Origin of the sequence: Bradyrhizobium sp. CB1717 (genome assembly GCF_029714325.1) — a bacterium.
Classification (GTDB): Bacteria; Pseudomonadota; Alphaproteobacteria; order Rhizobiales; family Xanthobacteraceae; genus Bradyrhizobium.
Window position 1 is genome coordinate 5,101,761 of record NZ_CP121666.1, and the last position, 16,297, is coordinate 5,118,057.

The 16,297-nt window shown below is 63.6% G+C and carries 19 protein-coding genes; 7 read left to right on the forward strand and 12 right to left on the reverse strand.

Features of this window, described 5'->3' with window-relative positions:
* Window positions 1-108: 108 nt before the first annotated feature.
* The 4 genes from QA649_RS24235 to QA649_RS24250 form a co-directional block, all read right to left on the reverse strand.
* The gene (locus QA649_RS24235) at window positions 109-1,986 is read right to left on the reverse strand and encodes a HAMP domain-containing sensor histidine kinase (RefSeq protein WP_283019402.1); all 1,878 of its coding nucleotides are present in this window, start codon (window positions 1,984-1,986) and stop codon (window positions 109-111) included.
* Window positions 1,987-2,223: 237 nt separating this feature from the next.
* Entirely contained in the window at window positions 2,224-2,634 is a 411-nt protein-coding gene (locus QA649_RS24240; RefSeq protein ID WP_283019403.1) for a hypothetical protein, read from the reverse strand.
* A 23-nt stretch (window positions 2,635-2,657) separates the two neighbouring features.
* Window positions 2,658-3,890, reverse strand: coding sequence for an HlyD family secretion protein (locus QA649_RS24245; protein WP_283019404.1), 1,233 nt, complete (start codon window positions 3,888-3,890; stop codon window positions 2,658-2,660).
* A complete protein-coding gene (locus QA649_RS24250; protein WP_283026087.1) occupies window positions 3,883-4,305 on the reverse strand; it encodes a hypothetical protein in 423 nt (140 codons plus the stop codon). Before QA649_RS24250 ends, QA649_RS24245 begins: the two co-directional genes overlap by 8 nt.
* 160 nt (window positions 4,306-4,465) lie before the next feature.
* Here QA649_RS24250 and QA649_RS24255 point away from each other — a divergent pair, with 160 nt between their 5' ends.
* Both QA649_RS24255 and ppk2 read left to right on the forward strand, forming a co-directional pair.
* The gene (locus tag QA649_RS24255; RefSeq protein WP_283019405.1) at window positions 4,466-4,921 is read left to right on the forward strand and encodes a hypothetical protein; all 456 of its coding nucleotides are present in this window, start codon (window positions 4,466-4,468) and stop codon (window positions 4,919-4,921) included.
* A 24-nt stretch (window positions 4,922-4,945) separates the two neighbouring features.
* The gene (gene ppk2, locus QA649_RS24260) at window positions 4,946-5,746 is read left to right on the forward strand and encodes a polyphosphate kinase 2 (protein ID WP_283019406.1); all 801 of its coding nucleotides are present in this window, start codon (window positions 4,946-4,948) and stop codon (window positions 5,744-5,746) included.
* A 72-nt stretch (window positions 5,747-5,818) separates the two neighbouring features.
* Here ppk2 and QA649_RS24265 read toward each other — a convergent pair whose 3' ends face one another.
* Complete coding sequence (locus QA649_RS24265; protein ID WP_283019407.1) at window positions 5,819-6,253, reverse strand: hypothetical protein; 435 nt, start codon at window positions 6,251-6,253, stop codon at window positions 5,819-5,821.
* Window positions 6,254-6,521: 268 nt separating this feature from the next.
* Between QA649_RS24265 and QA649_RS24270 the strand changes: the two genes are divergently transcribed.
* Genes QA649_RS24270 through QA649_RS24280 form a run of 3 tightly spaced genes read left to right on the forward strand, consistent with a single transcriptional unit; the run spans window position 6,522 to window position 8,242 of the window.
* The gene (locus QA649_RS24270; protein ID WP_283019408.1) at window positions 6,522-6,737 is read left to right on the forward strand and encodes a hypothetical protein; all 216 of its coding nucleotides are present in this window, start codon (window positions 6,522-6,524) and stop codon (window positions 6,735-6,737) included.
* Between the two features lie 10 nt (window positions 6,738-6,747).
* Complete coding sequence (locus QA649_RS24275) at window positions 6,748-7,635, forward strand: dienelactone hydrolase family protein (protein ID WP_283019409.1); 888 nt, start codon at window positions 6,748-6,750, stop codon at window positions 7,633-7,635.
* 22 nt (window positions 7,636-7,657) lie between these two features.
* On the forward strand, window positions 7,658-8,242 hold the full coding sequence (locus tag QA649_RS24280) for an invasion associated locus B family protein (protein WP_283019410.1): 585 nt from the start codon (window positions 7,658-7,660) through the stop codon (window positions 8,240-8,242).
* 14 nt (window positions 8,243-8,256) lie between these two features.
* On the opposite strand, the gene QA649_RS24285 is transcribed toward QA649_RS24280, so the two are convergent.
* Together QA649_RS24285 and QA649_RS24290 are read right to left on the reverse strand one after the other, a co-directional pair.
* Window positions 8,257-8,568, reverse strand: coding sequence for a response regulator (locus QA649_RS24285; protein ID WP_349254029.1), 312 nt, complete (start codon window positions 8,566-8,568; stop codon window positions 8,257-8,259).
* Between the two features lie 187 nt (window positions 8,569-8,755).
* The gene (locus QA649_RS24290; protein ID WP_283019411.1) at window positions 8,756-9,379 is read right to left on the reverse strand and encodes a response regulator transcription factor; all 624 of its coding nucleotides are present in this window, start codon (window positions 9,377-9,379) and stop codon (window positions 8,756-8,758) included.
* A 304-nt stretch (window positions 9,380-9,683) separates the two neighbouring features.
* Here QA649_RS24290 and QA649_RS24295 point away from each other — a divergent pair, with 304 nt between their 5' ends.
* On the forward strand, window positions 9,684-10,367 hold the full coding sequence (locus tag QA649_RS24295; RefSeq protein ID WP_283019412.1) for a helix-turn-helix domain-containing protein: 684 nt from the start codon (window positions 9,684-9,686) through the stop codon (window positions 10,365-10,367).
* 9 nt (window positions 10,368-10,376) lie between these two features.
* Here the strand turns inward: QA649_RS24295 and QA649_RS24300 are convergent, their stop codons facing one another.
* Both QA649_RS24300 and QA649_RS24305 read right to left on the reverse strand, forming a co-directional pair.
* Window positions 10,377-10,829: a potassium channel family protein gene (locus QA649_RS24300; protein WP_283019413.1), complete on the reverse strand. Its 453-nt coding sequence runs from the start codon at window positions 10,827-10,829 to the stop codon at window positions 10,377-10,379.
* Window positions 10,830-10,855: 26 nt separating this feature from the next.
* The gene (locus QA649_RS24305; protein WP_283026089.1) at window positions 10,856-11,929 is read right to left on the reverse strand and encodes an AI-2E family transporter; all 1,074 of its coding nucleotides are present in this window, start codon (window positions 11,927-11,929) and stop codon (window positions 10,856-10,858) included.
* Between the two features lie 349 nt (window positions 11,930-12,278).
* Here QA649_RS24305 and QA649_RS24310 point away from each other — a divergent pair, with 349 nt between their 5' ends.
* Window positions 12,279-12,425 carry a hypothetical protein gene (locus QA649_RS24310; protein WP_260423979.1) on the forward strand — a complete coding sequence of 49 codons (147 nt, stop codon included), beginning with the start codon at window positions 12,279-12,281 and terminating at the stop codon, window positions 12,423-12,425.
* Window positions 12,426-12,594: 169 nt separating this feature from the next.
* Here the strand turns inward: QA649_RS24310 and ntrC are convergent, their stop codons facing one another.
* From ntrC to dusB, 3 genes are read right to left on the reverse strand one after another with little or no spacing between them, the layout of a single operon-like run.
* On the reverse strand, window positions 12,595-14,037 hold the full coding sequence (ntrC, locus tag QA649_RS24315; protein ID WP_283019414.1) for a nitrogen regulation protein NR(I): 1,443 nt from the start codon (window positions 14,035-14,037) through the stop codon (window positions 12,595-12,597).
* A gap of 9 nt (window positions 14,038-14,046) precedes the next feature.
* On the reverse strand, window positions 14,047-15,222 hold the full coding sequence (locus QA649_RS24320; RefSeq protein WP_283019415.1) for a nitrogen regulation protein NR(II): 1,176 nt from the start codon (window positions 15,220-15,222) through the stop codon (window positions 14,047-14,049).
* Window positions 15,219-16,220 (reverse strand): tRNA dihydrouridine synthase DusB, encoded by a 1,002-nt coding sequence (dusB, locus tag QA649_RS24325; protein WP_283026090.1) that lies wholly within the window; start codon window positions 16,218-16,220, stop codon window positions 15,219-15,221. The genes QA649_RS24320 and dusB overlap by 4 nt, the downstream gene beginning before the upstream one ends.
* Window positions 16,221-16,297 lie beyond the last annotated feature (77 nt).

A 16,297-nucleotide genomic window follows, 5' to 3' on the forward strand; every position in this document is an offset into this window, starting at 1 on the left:
ATCAAACCACCACCCCCACCATGCCCGCGTCCAGCCCGGCCATGACGCAACCGCGAAAGGAAACGGCCTCAGCGGGCTGAAGGTTTGATCGAGATCAAGATACTGCTGTCAGCGAATGAGCGGCAGCCTGATCGTGAACAGGGCTCCGCCCGACGGCTGGTTCTCAGCGGCGATCGTGCCGTGATGGGCCTCGATGATGGTCTTCACGATCGCAAGTCCCATTCCCATTCCTTGCGGCTTGGTCGTGAAGAACGGATTGAAGACGTTTGCGAGATCCGCGGAAGCAATGCCTGGACCGGTGTCGGAAATCCTGATCTCGGCCTGGTTGCCGGCCCGCATGGTCGACACGGCGATGTCGCGCTTTTTCATGTCGGCGTCCGAGACTGCATCCATCGCATTGATGATCAAATTGAGCACGACCTGCTGAAGCTGCACGGGATCGCCCTTGACGTGCAAATCCGCGAGCAAGGGCATGTAGGCCAGGGCGATGCGGCGTCCATCGGCGACGGCGCTCACCAGCCCGATCGCCTCCCGCACCGTGTCGTTCAGCTCGATATCCCTGACCTCGAACGGGGTCTTCTTCAGGACGCTGCGCAGCCTGCGGATCACCTCGCTCGCCCGCTGGTCATCCCGTCTGATGTCGGCGAGGATCTGCCGGATCTCGTCGATATCGGGCGGAGCGGCCCTGAGCATGAGCTCCGCCGTCTCGGCGTTGGTCAGGATGGATCCGAGCGGCTGGTTCAATTCATGCGCAATGGAGGTCGTCAGCTCGCCGACGGCCGAGTACCGGTTCACGTGGGCGAGTTCCGCCAGCCGCTGGCGCGATTCCACTTCGGCGAGCCGGCGGCGGCGACGCTCATGCAGCAGCCCGCTGATGAGCCCGGCCTGCACCAGGAATACGGCCGAGATCATCAGCATCTGCCAGCGATAGCGCTCCCAGATGTTCGGTTCGCGAAACAGGATTTCGCTGCCGGGAGGCAAGCGGCTCTCGCTGATGCCCCAGCGCTGCAATTCGCGCCAATCATAGCGCGGCGCCGCGAAGCCGAGCGGCTCATAATTAATGCTCGAAGGTTTTGCGCCTCCGAGAACGCGCAGTGCGACGCTGACGGTCCTCGAACTCGTTTCCGCGACCGAATGCATGGGGCCGCCGACGGTGCTGCCCCCGAAGAACGGGTCCTGGTAGGAAAAGATCGGCGCATTCGCAACCGCGTGCAGGCTGCGCAGGGCGATGTCGCTCTCGTGGACGATCCCGGCTGCGTCGACCGACATCAGCCCCCAGAACAGCACCGTGTGCGGGGGAAGACTCGATGCACGTTTCAGGATTTCCTCGAATGACAGGTTAGAATACCAGATCAGCTCCAGCCGCTCGCCCATGGGCTTCAGCTCGCGTTTCACCTCCTCCATCCAGAATTTCTCCAGCGGCGAGGCACCGATCACGATCGCGACCGCCCTGGTGTCCGGCAGCAGCTGAAGGATGTTGGCGAATGCGGCCGTGAAATCGTTGCGGATCGCCACGACCACGTCGTTGTCGGTGAGATCGGCACGGTCGATCAGCCGGTACTCGACCGCGGAAAGAATCAACGGCGTGTTGGGGAACAATCTTGCGCGGTATCTCTGCGCGAACCGGGCGGCAGGTGCGCCAATGGTCAACACGATATCGGGCAACGCTCCCTGGTAGAGCGATTGCAGATACTCGACGAAGGGCGCCTCGGGACCAGGATTATTGAACCGCGCCGTGAGCAGCGCATGCTCCTGTATGTCGAGTGCCCACGGCGATTGCCGCTCGAGCTCGGCCTTGATGTCGCGTGCGTATTCGCTCCACGGCCGAAACTCGCGGCCAAACGAATGCAGCAAAAGCACGCGCTTGAGCTCGCCGCGCAGGCTTCGCTCGACGCCACTTGCCTGATCTGGCGACATGCACGCGGCGACGAACAGGCCCAGGCAGAACAGCACGGCAGGCCACGACCTGACCGGGTCAGAGGACATGCGTCCGCTCAGCTCCAATTCCCGCAGCTTCCGGCGGCTGCTTTCCGGACAATTCTAGCGGCAATTGTCGCGCTCGGACAGCCCGTGAGAGCACGCCTCAGCAGCGTGTGGTGACGCGTCCGTAGGCATAGCTCATCGGCGCGAAAGCACGTCCCGCCCTCGCCTGCGCCTCTGCGAGGAGGCCGAGGCGGGTCGTGCCATTCCAGGACAATCCCGCGGCAAATGTGCAACGCGTCGCTAAGAGGCCGGGCAACGGAAATAGCGGATCTCCATGTCCTCCATGCCCGGGAACAGCCGGGTGATGCTGTTTGCATCCACCTCCTTCAGGCTGAACTGGATGCTGGAGAGCATCATGTCGGTCGCGCAGGCCGCAACCAGGTTGACGTTCGGACCGTTGTCCTTCCTCGCCTTGATCCGGCAGCGCGCGAATTTTCCGACGATCTGATCGCCGTCGACGATGAAGCCGCCGCCATAGACGTCCGACATGTCGGTGAAGCCGAGCTGCGCGCCCTTGCGGGCAAACACCTTGCTGCAATTGTCGGCATCGCCGGCCCAGGCGCCGTTGAGGTCGAGCGCCCTGGCGCTGGCGGCTGCAACGACCAGTGAGATCAACGTCGCGCCGAGCGTGACCAGTTTCCGTGAAGCCATGTGATCCGTCCTTTTCTCGCCGTTCAATGGCCACTCAGCACGAGTGTCTGGATCGGCAGCAACAGCGCCTGGATGCGCAGCAGCAGCGCATGCACGAGGCCGACCCCGTCCACGACGTGCAGCACGATCTTCCGGCTGGTCGGCGTATCCTTGGCGGAGATTTCCTCGTGGTTGCTGGTGTAGGCATTGACGATGCAGCTCGAGCCCGGCGTCACGCCCTCGAGCCCGCCCTTGTAGAGCGGCTCCATGAACACCAAGATGGTGCCGGGCTTCACCGCGTTCTGCGCTTCCAGCAATTGCTCGCCGGACCGGAATTGCCCGGCTGCGATGTAGTCCTGCACGGTCGTGATCACCATCGGGATGATCACCCACGGTTTGGAAATGCAGGTCGCCTCCGCCACCATGCCGGTCTGCATCACCTGCGCCTCGATCTGGCCGAAGCCGGCCTGGAGAACCTTTCGGCCAGCCTCTTCCGGAATCAGGACGCCGGCCGGGCGCATCAGCTGGTTGACGACGTCGCCGGGGCGAACCAGGAACTGCTCGACCCGCCCGTCAACACCGGCCCGGACGAGAGTCTTGTCGAGATCGACCTGGGCCTGGTCGAGCGCGGCCTCGGCGCTGGATTTCTGCGCCGGCAGCAGCGTGGATATCTGCAAGGACGCGGATTGCTTCGCGGCATTTGCGGCATCGACTCCGGCCTGGCGCTGATCGACCAGGACCTGGAGCTTTTCGATGTCACGCTGCGGCACGATGCCGGGGTTGCGGCGCTGCAGCTCGCTCTTGACCTCGAGCTCGTCCTTGGCCTGCTGGTAGTTGGCCTTCGCCTCCCCGATCTGCGCCTCGGCCTTGACCACGTCGGCCTGCGCCGTCTGCATGGTGGCATCGACCTCGGCAACCTTGCGCTTGGCGGTTTCAACCGCGGCCTGCTGCTTCGAGCTGTCGAGCGTAAACAGTACGTCGCCCTTCTTGACCGGCGCGCTGAAGCCGACCTTGACCTCGGCAACACGCCCCGAGCCTTCGGGAAGGATGGGCACCGTGCGGAAGTACAGCGTCGCCGACGACGTCGACGGGTGGAAGTAGAAGATCATCGTGATCAGCGACACCGTCAGCATCAGGCAGCCGGTGATGCCCCAGCGCAGCTCGTACCAGACCGAGAAGAAGGTGATCTCCTTGCCGAAGCGCTTGCCCTGGACGTAACGGCGGTAGAGGTAGTCGGGCAGGATCGTCACGAGGGAGCAGATCAGGAGCTCAAACATGGCTGTGCTCCTTCTCCTTGGCGGACACCGGCCTGTCTGCCGGAGGCGGCGCGGCAGCCTCGGCCGGGACGTCGCCGCCATCGGCCGCCGGCGTCGCGTCGGCAATCTTCTCGACGGACCCGGCTATGCTGCGCAATGGCGTGCCGAAGTCGGGCAGATCGATCAACGCGAGCAGGAGACCTGCGACCCAGAAGATATGCATGTGCGTGAACAGCGAGATCAGGCCGAGCACCGCAACCAATTCGAATTGCAGCTTCTGCGACTTGTGCGCCATCCGTTCTGGCAAGCTGTGTAGCTTCCAATAGAGCGTGCCGACCCAGAGGATGGTGCCGATCAGGAACACGCCCATCACCACCATGAGCGTATCGGTGCCGCTTCCCGGCGCGAGATAGAACGGCAGGTGGTGCGGAGCCATCGGATGAAGCTGGTCGCTCAAACGTCTCTCCCGGTCAGTGAACGTGCTCTTGCACTCTGTTCAGGGAGCTTCCCGATTTGCTTGATTTGAATCAAGAGAACGCCCGTTGCCGGACATAGCGTCCCGGGAACTGAATGCACAATCCAGGGGAGCCGCCGCCATGCCCGGCCTCGACGAACTCATTCCCAGTGCCACACAGATCCGCAAAGAGGCCGCGCTCAAGGAGGCCGAGAAGGCGGAAGAGTACGTCCGCCTCGCCGCGGCCGCCGAGGCCGAGAAACAGGCCCTGATCGAGCGGCTGAGCAAGCCTTCCGGCAAGACCGAGGAGGAGAAGATCAAGCTCGCCTCGACGATCATCCAGCGTGCGGTGCGAAACGGGCTCACCGAGGTCCTGGTCTATCGCTTCCCCAACACGCTCTGCACCGACAAGGGACGCGCCATCAACCAGATGGAAAAGGGCTGGGAGAATACGCTGACCGGCATCCCCAAGGAGATCTTTCAGCTCTGGACCGACTATCTGAAGCCCCGCGGCTATCGCATCGCCTATCAGGTCATCGAATTTCCGGGCGGCGTGCCCGGCGACATCGGCGTGACCATTTCATGGGGCGACGAGTAGCGCCGTAGCAGCGGAAGGACGGGCATGGCCAAGGACGATTCTGCCGGGCGGATGAAGCGGAAGGACTACGAGAAGGAGCTCGAAAAGCTCCAGGTCGAGCTGTGCCATCTCCAGGACTGGGTCAGAGCCCAGAAGCTGAAGGTGATCATCATCTTCGAGGGCCGCGACGCCGCCGGCAAGGGCGGCACCATCAAGGCATTGACCGAAAAGGTCAGCCCGCGCGTCTTCCGCGTCTGCGCCCTGCCCGCGCCATCCGACCGGCAGAAATCCCAGCTGTTCCTGCAGCGCTATATCGAGCAATACCCGGCGGGCGGCGAAATCGTGATCTTCGACCGCAGCTGGTACAACCGCGCCGGCGTCGAATATGTCATGGGCTTCTGCTCGCCGGCCGAGCACAAGCGTTTCCTGGAATTGTGTCCGACGGTCGAGAAATTCGCCGTCGACGCCGGCATCATCCTGATCAAGCTCTGGCTCGAGGTCGGGATGGAGGAGCAGGAACGCCGCTTCATGGCGCGGATCGAGGATCCGCTGCGGCAGTGGAAGCTGAGCCCGATGGACACGGAATCGTTCGGACGCTGGTACGATTATTCGCGCGCGCGCGACATGATGTTCGAGGCGACCGATACCAAACATGCGCCTTGGCGACTGATCCGCTCCGACGACAAGCGGCGCGCGCGGCTCAACGTCATCTCGCACATCCTGAGAACGATCCCTTACAAGAAGGTCAAGCGCGATAAGGTCAAGCTGCCGTCGCGGTCGAACAAGGGACGCTACAACGACCAGGCAAGCCTGCGCGGATTGAAGTTCGTCGAGGAACGGTACTGAACCCAGCGATATTGAAAAGCGAAACGGGCTGCGGCGACACAGCCCGTTTGCTTAGAGGCCCTTTGCGGGGCCCTATTTTAGTCGGATCGTCACGCCGCCGACCGCGGCCGACACCTCCGCGCCGATCTTGGGACCGGTGAGCTGAAGGATCACGCCATTGCCGTTCTGCAACTGGACGGCACCGGCGCCGGCTGCGACCGCACCGCCGGCTCCGCCCACCGCGTAGGATCCTTCGATGGACGCGGGGCCCTTCAGATTGATGGCCTTGCCCACGAACTTGGTGGTCGATGCGCCGATGGTGAAGCCGACGCTCATGCCGGAGACCGTGAAGGGGTATTTCTTGCCCCTCAGAAGCAGGACGCCCTCCCCGCCGCCGACGCCGACGATGAATCCGCCCTTGGTGAAGACGACCGCAACGTCGCCGGTCTCGGCACGCGTAGGCGTGCTGAAGCCGGCAATGGCTGCGAGCGAGGCGATCAGGACGGCGCCGATGGTGAACTTTCTCATGACGTTTTCTTCCCCCTATTGAGCCAGGATCATGGCGAAGTAGCCAAACACGGTGAGCAGGATGAGCAGCAGAGCGATTTCGGCTGTATCGTCGCGTCGGATCGCGCCGGAGGCAATGTCCAGAGAATTCATGTCGGCAATGCCGGGCGGTCACCTATCCCACAAGACTGCATTGGGGCGCCTTGGCTCTAGCTAGACTTGATCTGGATCAAGCAATGTTCTCGCGCGCCAGATCGAATCCGTTGCGATCCGTTGGGGAAAAGCAGCCATGGTCACTGTCACATGGATCATCACTACCGCATCGGAAATCTTCCCGCTGCTGGCGATCGCGCCTGGCGCCATGCTCGGCCGTGGCTTCTCAATCGTGACCAGGGCCTGCGTCCTGATTGTCCCTGTGCTCGGCGTCGCCGTTCCCTACGCTGTCGGCAAGGTCGCCCTCACCGTGCTCGGTCCGATCGTGGTGGCCGCCACGTTCACGGGTTGAGGAGGCCAGGATGCGCTTTGATCTCCCCGCACTCCGTCGCCTCCTTGCAGGCGTCCTGCTCCTTCTCGCCGGGCTCGTGGCACCTGCCCGTGCCGAGGACGACATCCGCATCCAGGAGGAGATCTGGGCGCTGCCGCTGCCGCTGCCAATGTTCGCTTATCTGGTGCGCCCCGTCGGTGACGGCCCCTTCCCGCTAGTGATCATGAATCACGGTGTCTCACTCAACCCGACCGACAGGAGCTTTTTTCCGCTGGTCGAATTCCGTGACGCCGCCAAATGGTTCGCAAAACGCGGCCATCTCGTGGTGGCACCGGTCGGCAGCGGGTATGGCGCGCAGGCGATCGACATTCCCGAACGTGCGATCTATGGGCCGTTCTTCTCCAAAGTCGGCAAGTGCACCAATCCGAACTTTCATGATGCGGGCCTAGCGGTCGCGCAGGTCGATCTGTGGATCATCGACCACCTGGCGGCCGAGAAGCGCATCATTCCAAAGGACGTGATCGTGGTCGGACAGTCCGCCGGCGGCTGGGCTTCCATCGCCCTGTCGAGCGTCAATCCACCGCAAGTGAAGGCCATCATCACCTTCGCTGCCGGCCGAGGCGGCCGGGTCGGCGGCAAGCCCAACAACAATTGCGCGCCGGACAAGCTGGTCGAGGCGACCGCGGATTTCGGCCGTACCTCGCGGGTGCCGATGCTGTGGATCTACATCGAGAACGACACGTTCTTCGGGCCCGACCTGTCGAAGCGCATGCATGCGGCGTTCACCGCCGCCGGCGGCCGCGCCGAATATCATCTGATGCCGCCATTCGGCAGCGAAGGGCATTTCTTCATCGGCTCGCCGGATGCGATCCCGCTCTGGTCGCCGCTGGTGACAAAATTTCTCGAGGCACAGAAGTAGAGCCTGCCCTGGAGGCGCAACCATGTTCACCATCCGTGATCATATCTGTGGCGTGCTGGTTAGCGCCCTCGTCGGGCTTGCGACATATCCTGCCATCGCCTCGCCGAAAGCCACACCGGCCGATAAACCACCCGAGGTGGCCACACGCGGCCAGCGCGAAGCCAAGGACATCAGCTACGGTGACTGGCAGAAGCTCTGCTTCAAGGCCGGCGGCGCGCCGATGCTGTGCCGGACGACCATCACCGGGACATTCCCGACCGGGCAGGTAGCTGTGCGCGTCGACCTGATCGAACGCGAGGGCACCCCGACGGCCCGGCTGCAACTTTTCGTGCCTATCGGAATGTACCTGCAGCGGCCGCCCAAGCTGTCCGTCGACCCCGGCAGCAGCTTTAGCGTCCCCTACAACTGGTGCCTGACCAACATCTGCATCGCGGCTGACGTCGTCCCATCCGGGATCGTCGAGGAAATGGAGTCGGCAAAGACAATGGCGCTCGAGGTTGTCGATTCGAACCTGCTGGCGCTGACGACCCTCGTGCCGCTGGCGCAGTTCGGCTCGGTCCACAAAGGTGCGCCCACGAAAATGCTGGAACAGTATGTCGACGAATGATCGGCGTTTCCACGCTAGGCCGCAGCCGCGCGCGTGACCGAATCGATCAATGACTGCGCCGTGAACGGCTTTGTCAGATAGGCGACGCAGCCCGACGCAACCGCGGCACTACGGTTCACCGGGCTGTCATTGCCGGTAACGTAGATCACTGGCGCCGTGACGCCCTCCTCCGCCAGCTTGCGGCGCAGCTCGACGCCCGACTTGCCGTCGAGATTGATGTCGATGACGATGCAGATCGCCTTGTCGAAGCCGCCGTGTTCAAGCAGGGCCTCCGCGGAATCGAACAGCGTCACGGCGAATCCGTGCGCGCGCAGCAGCCTGTTCATGCTGACTCGCATGGAGGGATCGTCGTCAACGATGAAGACTGATTCGCGCATCGGCAGGAAAGCGACCTTTCGGGCTCGGCACGATGGTGATGCGGTGGCTGCAATCAGTACGCGTGCCGTCGATGCGCTTCATATTGTCCTTTGGGGCAGTGACATGGCGGGAACTGGATTCGAAGCGACGGAATGGCTAACCGCTATTCGAATCCAGCATTCCAAGCCGCTCCGCGATCGAAACGAGCTCGGCAAGCGAATGAACCCGCATCTTCTCCATCACCTGATGGCGATGCGCTTTCACGGTCCGCTCGGTCGTCCCCAGCTCGTAAGCGATCTGCTTGTTGATCTTGCCGCGGACGATGAGATCGAACACCTGCCGTTCGCGCTGCGTCAGCGTTGCAAGGTGCGCGCGAAATGCTTCGAGCTTGCCGCGTTGGCTGCGCGCGGCATCTTGCCTCGCCAGTGCACGCGCGATCGCATCGAGCAACAGCTCCGACGAAACCGGTTTGGTCAGGAAGTCTTCCGCTCCCGCCTTGATGGCCTGCACGGTCGTCGGCGTGTCGGCGTGCCCCGTCAGGAATATGATCGGCAAATTCGAGCCCGCGGCGATCAGGCGACTTTGCAGTTCAGGACCGCTCAAGCCCGGTATGCGCACGTCGAGCAGGATGCATCCCGGCTGCTCGTCGTCTGGCGCCGCGTCCAGGAGATCCTGCGCCGATGCGTAGGTTTTGACGTCATAACCGGCAAGCTTCAGCCGGCGCTCGATCGCCGTCCGGAACGATGCGTCGTCATCGACCACGTGGACAAGGCCGGGCACCATTTACCTCGCGTAAAATTCAGTAAAGCAATCTTTTAACCGAGGCCGCGTGGTTGCCAACGGTTCAAAAACCGAAACATATGCTTCGCAACAGAATACTTTTGGGCTTCCATTGAAGTCTTTCTCAGTCCGCGCAGCGAACGCCCCCCGCTGTCCCTTGGGACATTGACCCTTGGGACAATGGATTGGAATACCTCGTTAGTCGTAAATCAACCTCGGCGGGAGTGCGATTGCGCGGCGTATTCCAGTGCAAGAGATTTTTGTCTCAAAGACCAAATTCGACGGCAAGCTGAGGAGCTGGCCCATGTTCGTTCGCATCACCACTGATTCCGCGCTGCGCCCCAACTCCCTTCGCGACCTCGGCATGACAAGCGATTCAAATGCGCTCGTCAGTTTAATCGAATTTTCCTACAAGAAGGGCACCGAGATCTATGGCGAGAAAGAACCCGCCGAATATGTCTACCAGGTCAAGTCTGGTGCGGTGCGGAGCTACAAGCTGCTGTCGGATGGCCGCAGGCAGATCGGCGCGTTTCACCTGACCAGCGATATTTTCGGGTTGGAGAACGGATACGAGCACCGCTTCACCACGGAGGCGATCGTCGACACCACGGTGCGCCTCGTGAGGCGGGAGAGCCTCGAGATGGTGGCCGAGAGCGATGCCATGGTTGCAAGAAACCTGCTCAGCATGACCACGACCAATCTCCAGCACGCCGAAGATCACATGCTGCTGCTCGGCCGCAAGACCTCGCTGGAACGGGTCGCGGCTTTCCTGCTGGAAATGGACAAGAGGCTGACCGCTGCGGGTGTCCTCGCGCTGCCGATGTCACGGCGCGATATCGCCGATTATCTCGGCCTGACGCTGGAAACCGTCTCGCGCGCGCTCTCGCGGCTGCATGAGCTCGGCATCCTCGGCTTCATCGGCAACACCCAGCGCCAGATCGTGCTCCTGGACCGGAACCAGCTCGCCAGCCTCGATCTTCAGCCCTGAGCGACAGGCTCATTGTCCTGTCTTGCCCGGGAACCGCGCGATCGCTTCGAGATGCTCCATCGTTTTGCGCAGGACCTCGAACAGGATGGCCGCCGACCAGCCGAACAGCAGGATGCCGTTCATGGCCGTCAACGGCCCGATCAGCCGCCATTCGGGCACCGGCGTGATGTCGCCATAGCCGAGCGTGGTGTAGTTCACGAAGGCGAAATACAAGAGGTCACTTCCCGCCGGCGCGGCCTGGACGAACCAATACGTGCAGGCCCAGACCAGGACCTCCAAGGTGTGCGCAACACTCAGCGCTGTGGCCGTTGCGACCATCACCCCCATCAAATGCAGTCGCGGACCATCGGTCAGCCTCAGGCCGGCCGTTCGCGCGATCGATACGGCACCGACGGTCGCTAGCGCGTGGATCCCGATATTGATCGCGCTGACCAGCGCGCTGACGAGGACTTGAAGCAGCATCAGGACCGACCTCTTGCCTTTCGAACCTATCTCGGCGCGACGGAAGGCTGTTCAACAATGGCGGACTCGTTCTGCTCCCGTAGCGCTGCGGAACGGTCGATCTGGATCCAGGCCGCCGCGAGCTCCCAGGCGACCGCCAGAATGATCGGGCCGATGAAGAGGCCGAGGATGCCGTGCGCCAATGTGCCGCCGATGACCCCGATCAGGATGACGAGCGTCGGCGTGCTCAGGCCGCGGCCCATGACCAATGGCTTGAGGATATTGTCGAGCAGGCCGACGACGACGAGGAAGATCGTCAGAGGCACTGCCGTCGCGACGTCCTTGTCCATCCAGATCCAGATCACCACGGGTATGAGCACGATCGCGGCCCCGATCTGCACGATCGACAGCAGCAAAACGACGATGGCCAGCAAGCCTGCGCTCGGGATGCCCGCAAGCTTGAGGCCGATGCCGGCGAGCAGCGCCTGGATGATCGCAACGCCGATCACGCCTTGCGACACCGCCCGGATCGTCGCGCCGGCCAGCTCGAGAAAATGCTCGCTTTGCTCCGGCACGATGCGGAACAGGAAAGCGCGGACCGCGCCAACGAGCTGCGGTCCGTACGGGAACAGGAAGCCGGCGACCAGTACCGACAGCAGGAACTGCAGCGTGCCGACGCCGGCGCTGCCGGCGAACGACAGCATCACCCCCGCCAGTGGTTTCAGATACGGCGCCACTTCGCGCAGAACGGCGCGAATGTTGGTATAGGCCAGTGTCCAGAGATCGAACAGCTGGGGGCCGACCAGCGGCCAGTCCTTGAGCCATTCAGGCGCCGCCTGGAGCACGACATCGCCGGTGCCGATCTGGGTCGCGAGGTCCTTGATGCCCTCGGCCGCGCTCAGCCCGAGCCATGCCGCCGGACCGATGACGATGCCAAGCATCATCAGCGTGAGGAGGACCGCGGCCGTCCGGGGGCGACCGCCCAGACGTTTGGCGAGCCAGCTGAAGGCTGGATAGAACGCGACCGCAAGCACCGCGCTCCAGGTCAGGATCGGCACGAAGGGGCGGATGATCAGAAACGTCCATACGATCAGGAGCGCCAGCAATCCGAGTCGGATCACCAGCTGGACGATCTGCTCCGCGGAGAGAAGCTTGCGAAGTGTGGTCAAGACGACCGTCCTTCCGGGAGGTGCGGATACCCGATGGACGTAGCGGCCTCCGCCGCGCGGCATTCTTGATCCAGATCAAGCGGCCGCGGGAGACGCGTCCTTCGTCCCCGATCTCATGCGGCCTGCGCGGATCATACCGATCGCCGTGCCTAGGACATGCCGCGCCGGCGAAAGGCAATATTTGTAAGATATTGTAATTGCGATTATATTTTTTATGGCGCCCTGGTGGCGAAATCGACAGGAGTCAGCTGATCGGCACTCTCTCGCGGGAACGGATTCCCTCATCTCCGGATTGACCAGGATGGATAGAGTCTTTCTTGCGACGATGGTTTCAGCCGTGCTGCTGCTGATTGTGGCCGCCGACCTCCTGGTCAACGGCGTCGGGCTGCAGCCGCCGCCGACGCAACTGGCCAATGTGGTGCCGGTACCTGCACGCCCGGTCAGATAGTGCGAAGCCGCGTCTCGCGGCCGAATGACCAATTTGAACGGTTCCCACGGAACATTTCGGCCCCATCAGGACTTCTGCTCACCGCGCCAGCCACAACGGCCAGCGCGATCCGGACAGGCTCAGCTCCGCTGTGGTAGGGGGAGCTGAGCCACCGTCGGCTTCATGAAGTCTAGCCCCCGCTCCGATAGACCTGGATATCGAGATCGCGGATCTTCTTCCGCAGCGTGTTGCGGTTGAGGCCGAGCAGGTCGGCGGCGCGGATCTGGTTGCCGCGGGTGGCGGCGAGCGCCGCCGTGAGCAGCGGCACCTCGATCTCCTTGAGGATGCGGTGATAGAGGCCCGGCGGCGGCATGCCGTTCGGGAAGCCCTGGAAGTGCGAGGACAGATAGGCCTCGACCGCGCCGCCGAGATTGTCCACGCCCTGCTGGACCACGGCCCCCGGACTGACCGAGGGCGGCGCCAGCTCGCCGTCGATGACGGAGGCCGTGATCACGTCCTGCGGATAAAGCGCGGCAAGGCGCCGGGCGAGGTTCTCGAGCTCGCGGACGTTGCCGGGCCAGCGGTGCTGCTTCAGCCGCTCCAGCGCCAGCGTGTCGAGCTTCTTCGGCGGCAGACCGTCCTTCTCGGCGAGCGCGAAGAAGTGACGTACGAGATCCGGCAGGTCCTCGATGCGCTCGCGCAGCGGCGGCAGCCGCAGCGGCACGACGTTGAGGCGGAAGAACAGGTCTTCGCGGAACAGGCCCTGCTGGATCAGGACGCGCAGATCCTTGTTGGAGGCCGCGACGATGCGCACGTCGGTCTTGATCGGCGTGCGGCCGCCGACGGTGGTGTATTCGCCCTGCTGCAACACGCGCAGCAAGCGGGTCTGCGCCTCCATCGGCATGTCGCCGATCTCGTCGAGGAACAGCGTGCCGCCCTCGGCCTGCTCGAACCGGCCCGAGGCGCGGGTGTTGGCGCCGGTGAAGGCACCGCGCTCGTGGCCGAACAGCTCGGATTCGATGAGGTCGCGCGGGATCGCCGCCATGTTGACGGCGACGAACGGGCCGTTGCGGCGCTTGCCGTAATCGTGCAGCGCGCGCGCCACCAGCTCCTTGCCGGTGCCGGACTCGCCCGTGATCATCACGGTGAGGTCGGTCTGCATCAGGCGCGCCAGCACACGGTAGATTTCCTGCATCGCCGGCGAGCGGCCGACCAGCGGGATCGCCTCCATCTCGGCGTCCTCGTCCGGCGTCGAGACCCGCTCCTTCGGCTCGGCCAGCGCGCGGCCGACGATGGCGATCAGCTCCTTCAGGTCGAAGGGCTTTGGCAGATATTCATACGCCCCGCGCTCGGAAGCGCGGATCGCCGTCATGAAGGTGTTTTGCGCGCTCATGACGATGACGGGCAAGTTCGGCCGCATCTTCTTGATCCGCGGCAACAGGTCGAAGGCGTTCTCGTCCGGCATCACCACGTCGGTGATGACGAGATCGCCCTCCCCCTGGCTGACCCAGCGCCACAGCGTTGCGGCGTTGCCCGTGAGCCTGACTTCATAGCCGGCGCGGGAAAGTGCCTGATTGAGAACCGTGCGGATGGCGGTGTCGTCATCAGCAACGAGAATGCTACCTGCGGGCATCGTTAATCCTCATTTTGCCCCCTGTGACGCAGACGACGACTTCCCGGCAGAGCCGTCGCGACTGCTTTGATCGGCATGTTTCACCGATGTGGAATACATCGGCATCAGCACGCGGAAGGTGGTCTTGCGCGGCTGAGATTCGCATTCGATGATGCCCCCGTGATCGCCGACGATTTTTGCGACCAGCGCCAAGCCGAGGCCGGAACCGGTCTGCTTGGTGGTCACGAAGGGATCGAACAGGTTGGGCAGAAGATCATCCGGCACGCCCGGTCCATTGTCCTTCACGCAGAATTCGAGCGGCAGGGATACCCGGGATTTTTGACCGGGGACTGACAGGCGCACGCCGGGGCGGAACGCGGTGGTGAGCTGGATCTCGGCGTCGGGCACGTCGATCAGCGCTTCGGCGGCATTCTTCACGAGGTTGAGGAACACCTGGATCAGTTGATCCTGGTTCGCCAGCACCGGCGGCAGCGAGGGATCGTAATCCTCGATGAAGCGGATGTTGCGGGCAAAGCCCGACTGCGCCAGCCGCTTCACGTGATCGAGCACCGAATGGATGTTGACGGGGCCGCGCACCACGGGACGCTCGTCGCCGAACACCTCCATGCGGTCGACCAGCGTCACGATGCGGTCGGCCTCATCGCAGATCAGCCGCGTCAGCATGCGGTCCTCGGACGAGGCCTGCTGCTCCAAAAGCTGCGCCGCGCCGCGGATGCCCGAAAGCGGATTCTTGATCTCGTGCGCGAGCATGGCTGCTAGCGCTATCACCGAGCGCGCCGCGCTACGGTGGGTGAGCTGGCGGTCCATCTTGTCGGCGATGGTGCGCTCCTGCAGCATCACCACGATATGGCCGGGCCGCTCGGTGAGCGGGGCGACATGCAGATCGACCTGGCGGTCGCCGCCCATGCGCGGCGTGCCGAGATCGACCTTGTATTCGTTGACCGGCGAATTCGAGGAGCGCACCTGGTCGATCAGCGCCAGCAAGGGGCTGCCGAACGGCACCAGCTCTTTCAGCGACTGCCGCTTCAGGAACTGCGTCGAGATCTCGAAGAAGGCTTCGGTCGCGATGTTGGCGGCGACGATCTTGCCGTCCGGCCCGATCATGAGCACGGGGTTGGGAAGCGCGTCCAGGATGGCATCGCTGTCGGACGCAAGCGGCCGACGATGTTCAACGGCTGAGCTCATGCAGCAGCGCTCCATGCGAAGTCGTCGAAGGCATCTTGCAGTGAACTGTGAACGAGGCGCGGATCCTCGGAGGTGAGGATCTTCTGGCGCCAGGTTTTCAGCTTCGCAGCCGGCGCGCGGCTCGCATCGGCCGCGACGTCGAGCGCCCAGCCCAGATGCTTGCGCGCGTGTCTGAGGCCGACGCGCATTCCATAGAGTGCGCAGACGCCATCATAGAGCGTGCGGACATAATGGAGCTGCGTCTGCAGCGACGGCGCGGCTTCTGCCGCCCCGCCCATGAGGCGGCGACCGATCTGGCCCGGCAGCCAGGGCTGGCCCTGCGCGCCGCGGCCGATCATCACGGCATCGGCGCCGGAGGCCTCGAGCGCCGCGCGCGCTTTTTCGTATGACGTGATGTCGCCATTGACGATGAGTGGAATCGAGATCGCTTCGCGTACGGCGCGGATCGCATCCCAGTCGGCCTCGCCCTTGTAGAACTGGCAGCGGGTGCGGCCGTGAACGGTGACGAGCTTGACGCCGGCGGCTTCCGCGCGTCGCGCCAGCTCCGGTGCATTGCGGCTGCGGTCGTCCCAGCCGAGCCGCATCTTCAGCGTCACCGGCACCTTCACCGCCGCAATCGTCGCATCGATCAGGCTGACGGCGTGGTCGAGATCGCGCATCAGGGCGGAGCCGGACTGGCCGCCGGTGACGTGGCGGGCCGGACAGCCCATGTTGATATCGATGATGTCGGCGCCTTCGACCTCCGCGATCCGGGCGCCTTCGGCCATCCAGTGCGCCTCGCAACCTGCGAGCTGGACCACGTGCGGACCGATTCCCGTCGCTTCGCAACGCAACCGCGACATCCGATGGCCGTTGGCAAGCTCATCGCTCGCGGTCATCTCGGACACAACCAGACCGGCCCCGAGCTCGGCCACCAACCGCCGAACGGGCGAGTCAGTCACCCCCGACATCGGCGCCAGGAAGACCGGGGTGGCGACTTCAATATCGCCTATTTTCAACGGCTTAGAGCCGGATACTGCCGGGCCGGTCACAGGGGTCTCGTCAACTCAGCAGCGCCTCATCGCGCTGGCCATGA